The organism is Helicobacter baculiformis, from assembly GCF_900197685.1.
In the GTDB taxonomy this organism is placed as follows: Bacteria; Campylobacterota; Campylobacteria; order Campylobacterales; family Helicobacteraceae; genus Helicobacter; species Helicobacter baculiformis.
Genome location: NZ_FZMF01000020.1, coordinates 1 through 5,278, shown reverse-complemented (window position 1 = coordinate 5,278; position 5,278 = coordinate 1). Strand labels below are relative to the sequence as shown.

At 48.1% G+C, this 5,278-nt stretch carries 5 protein-coding genes; 1 reads left to right on the top strand and 4 read right to left on the bottom strand.

Annotated features, from left to right (window positions below):
- Positions 1-1,308: protein rep (locus C6G87_RS04375; protein WP_158653097.1), on the bottom strand; the 1,308-nt coding region annotated here is incomplete at its 3' end.
- Between the two features lie 209 nt (positions 1,309-1,517).
- Between C6G87_RS04375 and C6G87_RS08970 the strand changes: the two genes are divergently transcribed.
- The gene (locus C6G87_RS08970; protein WP_267892692.1) at positions 1,518-1,646 is read left to right on the top strand and encodes a hypothetical protein; all 129 of its coding nucleotides are present in this window, start codon (positions 1,518-1,520) and stop codon (positions 1,644-1,646) included.
- Between the two features lie 37 nt (positions 1,647-1,683).
- Here the strand turns inward: C6G87_RS08970 and C6G87_RS08615 are convergent, their stop codons facing one another.
- The 3 genes from C6G87_RS08615 to C6G87_RS04360 form a co-directional block, all read right to left on the bottom strand.
- On the bottom strand, positions 1,684-3,489 hold the full coding sequence (locus C6G87_RS08615) for a coiled-coil domain-containing protein (protein ID WP_199767632.1): 1,806 nt from the start codon (positions 3,487-3,489) through the stop codon (positions 1,684-1,686).
- A 345-nt stretch (positions 3,490-3,834) separates the two neighbouring features.
- Complete coding sequence (locus tag C6G87_RS08485) at positions 3,835-4,083, bottom strand: hypothetical protein (RefSeq protein ID WP_158653096.1); 249 nt, start codon at positions 4,081-4,083, stop codon at positions 3,835-3,837.
- Positions 4,058-5,278: hypothetical protein (locus C6G87_RS04360; protein ID WP_233709006.1), on the bottom strand; the 1,221-nt coding region annotated here is incomplete at its 5' end. The genes C6G87_RS08485 and C6G87_RS04360, both read right to left, overlap by 26 nt.

The following is a 5,278-nucleotide window of genomic DNA, read 5'->3' as shown; positions in this document are numbered from 1 at the left end:
CTCGGGGCTATCTGCTCCGCTATCTGGGTAAGCCACCGCATTTCTAGCCTCTTTCTCTAGCGCGCGGGTGAAGTCTTTAGCCATTTGCTCGGGGCTAGCGTCATCTGCGTCTGTGTCCTCTTGGGAGGCTTCTAGCTTGAAACCTTTGAGTATCTCATGCAAGGCGGAATGGAGGTTCTTTTCAGCCCGTTCTTTGGAGCGTTTGGCGTATTTGTTGGCAAACTTGCGCCCGTCAAAGACAATCCGCATATCCACATTGTTGCCCTCTAGTTGCACTTTAGTGAGGGCGCGCTCGGTCTTTCGTGGTTTTCGTGGTTTTGGAGGTTCGGCACTTTTCCCCGCATTAATCTCCATATCACGCACACTCTCGACCATTGCTTCAAAAAGGTTCAACTTCCAAAGCGACTTATTGTATTCCTTGTCATTGTGATCACCCACTACCATTCCCCGTTCTAACTCTTTGGCAAACATCTCACTGAGCTCAAAGGAGGTTAGATAGCGGGATTTAGGGGGTTTGGGCTTTTTAGGCGGGCGTTTGGCTTTAGAGGGTTTGGGGGGGATAGGCTTAGTGTAGTGCTCCCAATCCACGACTAAAAGGATATGCACATGGGGGTGGCACTTGCCTACGGCTAACTGGGTGTTAAAGCTATCGCCCACAAACTCCACGCCCATGATGTAGCCAAACACGCCATTGGGAGCGAAGCGGTCTTTAAAGCCATTGCGTTTAACTTTCATCATGTGCTTGACATGCTCGCGCAACGCCCTTACCATATTGTTGAGTTGCTCTAAATCGCCATTCTTGGGGCTCAAGGTGATCATCATCAAGCGGAGGTTTTGCATAGAGATTTGGTTGTTGAGAACGAGGTCGCTAATGCCTTGAATGAAGGTGAGGGTGCGTTTTTTGGCTTTAACGCTGTTGCAGTGGAAACAAGCTCTGTTCTTGCAGGTGAAGGCGTGGGGGATTTCTACCCCATTGTGCCAAGTGGTGATGATGTCTTTCCCACAAGTGTTGAAGCCCAAAGCACGGGAGTAAAAGGTCTTGGGTTGGATGGCGTTAATGGTGTGGAGTTGGTAGGGGTTTAGGGGCTTTTGCCCTATGATGAGCCCGTTCTCATCCACGATGTCGGTGTCTGTTAATTGCCTGTGGATGTTAAAGTGCGTGCTGGCAATGCCCGAAAAGTGGGTTTGGGCGACTAGGGCTATCTTATGTTGGGTGGGAGTGAGGACGACTTTTGAAACATTAGCTTGACTTAAGGTCTTTCTTAGGGGGTTTTTTGTAGGCTTTTTCTTGGTAGTTTCTTGCTTCATCAAACTGGAGGCTACCACTTCTTAGCTACTAAACTGCTTAAACTCCCTTAAGATTTTCAACTTTCCCAAGAATTTGTAACTAACTCCAAAGATTTTACACCCCTTCGGGGTAGCTCAAACGCCGCATGGCTTACTGGTTGTAGGACGGCTTTTGGGGATGTCGATTTTTTCTGCCTTTTGTTTCTTACTCTACCAAGTTAAGTATGCGCTTGCGCGCTGTGGGGGGTTCGTGGGCTTTAGGGCGTGGGTTGAAAAAAGGGGGTGGTTGGTTTCAAGGCGTGGGTTTGGGGGTCTTTGGGGGGCGTTCAAGTGGGCTAGGGGGACTAAGCACGCCATAACGGCTCGGGCTTCAAGGCGTTGGTTTGGCAGGCGTGCTTAGTGCATAGATTTGTTTGCCCTCACCCTAGCACTATCCGTAACTCTCTCTTGTAGCTTTTTCTGCCGTAACTTCTCAAGCCCACGAAAATACCAGCCCGCCCTAAACTGATAGCTCCGTTCTATCCGCGTCTGCATAAGTGCCTCATTTGTCCTCACACTCTTGGGCTGTTTGGCTTGTTCTTTTAGCTTGTCTCTCTCGTTGGTGAGCTTGTCAATCTCCTTGTCCTTCATCTCAATTAGCGCGTCTTTATGCCCCTCCATGCGTTTGTAATTCTCTTGCTCGCTTGCTATCTGTTGCTTGAGTTTGGCGTTTTCTCTTGTCAAGTCCTTGTTTTTCTCTTGCTCTGCAGTGAGTTGTTTGCCATACTCTTGGCTGTCTTTAAACTCCCCCTTCATCTGTTTGAGCTCAAAAGCCACATTAAAAAGAGAGCGGTTCAAACTAGACTCCATTGTCTTGGCATTGTCATTGTTTTCATCTAGCAATGGTTGCACCGCTGTAGCTATCGTCTCCTTAACGCCCTTCATCTGCTTATCTAGTTGATTGGGGGACAAATAGGCGGGGTTGTTGTGAGAGTCCTTTTTAGTCAAGCCCAAAAGCTTTTTAAAGCCCGTAAAGCCATCTGCTTTCATTCCCTCCTTTATCTCCTTGATGAACGCGTCTTTTTCTCTGTTGCCCTCTGCCCTGCCTAGCTCATAAGCCTTCTGTGCCTCTAGGACAGCCACACCTTGTGTTCGGTAAGCTTCCACCGCTTCAGTCAGTAGAGGCGCAAGCCCTTGCACTTTCTCATCAACTCGATCTAGCACCTGTTCCAACTGGGCTTTAGCAGTGGTGAGCTCTGCGATCTGTGCGTCTTTTTGTGCATTGGCGGTTTTTAAGCCCTCAATCTCTTGGGTGTAAGGGGCTACTAGCCTTGTTGTAAAACGCTCTAACGCCCTGCTAACAATCTCTTTTGCGCCCTCCTCTAGGTTACTTGCTTCTAAAGCTTTGATGTCCTTATAGTCCTCTTGGGTGAATATCTTGTCCTCACCGCAAAGCTTGTTAATCACAATCATTTGGTTACGGATTTCTTTTAACTTCTCTTTGAACTCTTTAGCCGTGAGCTTCTTATCTGTGGGAGCAACAAGGGCTATTAGCTCATTGAGCTTTGCGGTAAGCTCGGCGTTAGTGGTTTTGAGCGCGGCTAGTTGGGTTTTAAGCTCCTCAATGGTGTTGTCTTTTGTGGCTGTGAGCTCTTGTTTCTCTGCCTTGTGTTTCTGCCTTGTTTCATTCATCAACTGGGCGTAAGCTCTAGGCTCAATGCGTTTTCTGCCACTCTTTTTCACAGCCTCGCCTCTTTGCATGCCTAAGATGTCGGCGGTCTCGGTTTGCATTTGACTTAAAATCTTGTCATTGGTTGTCCTAAAAAGGCTTTTACCCGTTTTCTCATCTAGGGTTACAAACTCCAAATGGGCGTGTTGGTTGATCTGCTCTTTGCCCTCGTCATCTATGTGCCCTTCATCTCTGTGGATAGCGATTTGAAAACATTGAAACCCGTATTTGGTTTTAAAGTGGGTGGCTAGCTTTTCTAAGTCCTGCATAGTCGTTTCGGGCTTGATGTTTGCCACTGCGCTGTAAATGTAACGGCTAGCCTTGAAGGTCTGTTTAAAACACCGCTTATAGTTTGCCTTTGCTTGTTCTATGAGCCTATCTCTTAACGCCATTGCCTCCTCTGCACTTCTATTACATTCTATGCCTAGCCCTCCACTTTTTAAAAAATAGTGCGCTCTTATCGTCCTATCGTTGTGTTCCTCCTGCCTTTCCATTCTTTCTCTTCCGCCTTTGAAGTTGAGTGATGCAATCGCTCCCATGTGTTTAACTCCTTATTTTAGTGGTAACAAAATTGTCGCCTTCTCCCAAAGAGTGGTGTCATTTTGCGTCCATGTCTCTAGGGGTTGGGGACATTTTACATACCTGCACCGATTTTAGTGGTAACAAAATTGTCGCCTTCTCTCGCCTTTCTTGCCCTCCGCTAGGAGCAAATTATGCAAAATGTAGCTTGCGAAATGTCTGCCTATGGCAGTTGCGTAATTTGCAAACTACGCAACCCTGACGGGACACGGCGCAAGCTTGTTTTGCCTAGTTTGCCCTGCGGGGCTGAGGGGGACATTTTACATACCTGCACTGATAGAGTTGGCAACATTTTGGATACCTGTCTCTACGGGTTGGGGGGCATTTTGCGTCCATGCACTGATAGAGTGGGGGACATTTTGCGTCCTTGCACTGATAGAGTGGGTCGTGTTTTGGATACCTGTTTGCGGGCAAGGGGTGTCATTTTGTGTCTCGGTCAATGGTCGGCTCACCACTTTTTGGGTGCAACTAGGACACTCTTGGCTAAGTGAAATGGAGGTTTGTTTCATCGGTCTGCGCTTCGCACATGGCAAAAGCCATACCACTATATGCGTCATCGGGGGTTTGCCAATCATCGGGGATAAAGGTTTCTTGTGGGTCATCGTTGGCTATTAGCTCTTGTGTCTGCTCCTCTTGCACTTCATTGGGCGGTTGGTAGTCATCGGGGATAAAGGTCTCTTGTGGGTCGCCAAAGATGTTGGGGTCATAGTCTGTAGGGACGCATTCATCACTTGGGAGAGAGAGAGCTATGAGCTCGTTTGCCTGTTGCTCGTCTTTGGGGGGTAGCTCCTCTTGTGGGGGTTGTTCGTCTTTGGGGGGAGTGGCTTCTAGCCCTTGCATTCTCTGTTGTTTGGCGATGAGCTCCTCTAACTCCTGCTCTTGTCTTTCAAGGTCATCGGGCTGTTTGGCTAACTTCTTGGCTAACGCTTCCTCTAATTCTAATTGCTCCATTAAGGGCTTACCATTACCCTGAACTGGCGTGTCCTCCTCGTCATCGCTATCATCACTTATCTTTAGGGCTTTCTTAATGGCGTGATCTACCACTTCATCATGCAAGAAAATGCTTTCATCCCCGCTCGTGTAAGTGTCAAGGGCATAGGCATAACACATCTTGGCAATGAGCCACAGCTTGTAATTATAGGGCGTTTCCCCTAGTGCTTCCCAAAGTGAGGATTTGTAGGGGTTAAAGCGGGGGTTAGAGCTCTTGTTGTCTTGTTCTTTATCTTTACTAAAAGCCTCTCTGAGCTTGGCAAGCACCTTGTCTAACAAAGTCATTTCCCCGCTATTTTTAACCGCCTGATCTACAAGGTCTTTCCACGCGCCCCCTAACTCCACGCCGTGCGCTTGTTCGTAAATGCCTAGCTCTTGGTGTTTAAAGTCGGTGATGATGCCGCTAGCTTCGCACTCTAAAGCCCCGTGTTCTATCAAGTAAGCGTCTAACCTTTTATGGCGGTCGGCTTTGCCTCTTAGTTTAATGCCCTGTGCCTTAACCCCGCAATTATGGTAGATTTGGGCGCGCTCGGGCGGGGTGTTGATGGTCTCAAGGGGTCTTAGCTTACACTTGGCAAGTGAGCCCCCTGAGCTGAAACTTCTTAGCCCTTTTTGTTGCTCCGCATAGATCATTGCAATGGGCTTAAAGGGTGTGCCGTCCTTCTCGTATTGGCATTGGTTCTTGTAATCTAGCATGGCGACTAATCTTTGTTG

Excerpts from the sequence above, each read along its gene's own strand:
- C6G87_RS08615 (WP_199767632.1), bottom strand. The coding sequence starts at position 3,489 with ATGGAAAGGCAGGAGGAACACAACGATAGGACGATAAGAGCGCACTAT.
- C6G87_RS08485 (WP_158653096.1), bottom strand. The coding sequence starts at position 4,083 with ATGAAACAAACCTCCATTTCACTTAGCCAAGAGTGTCCTAGTTGCACC.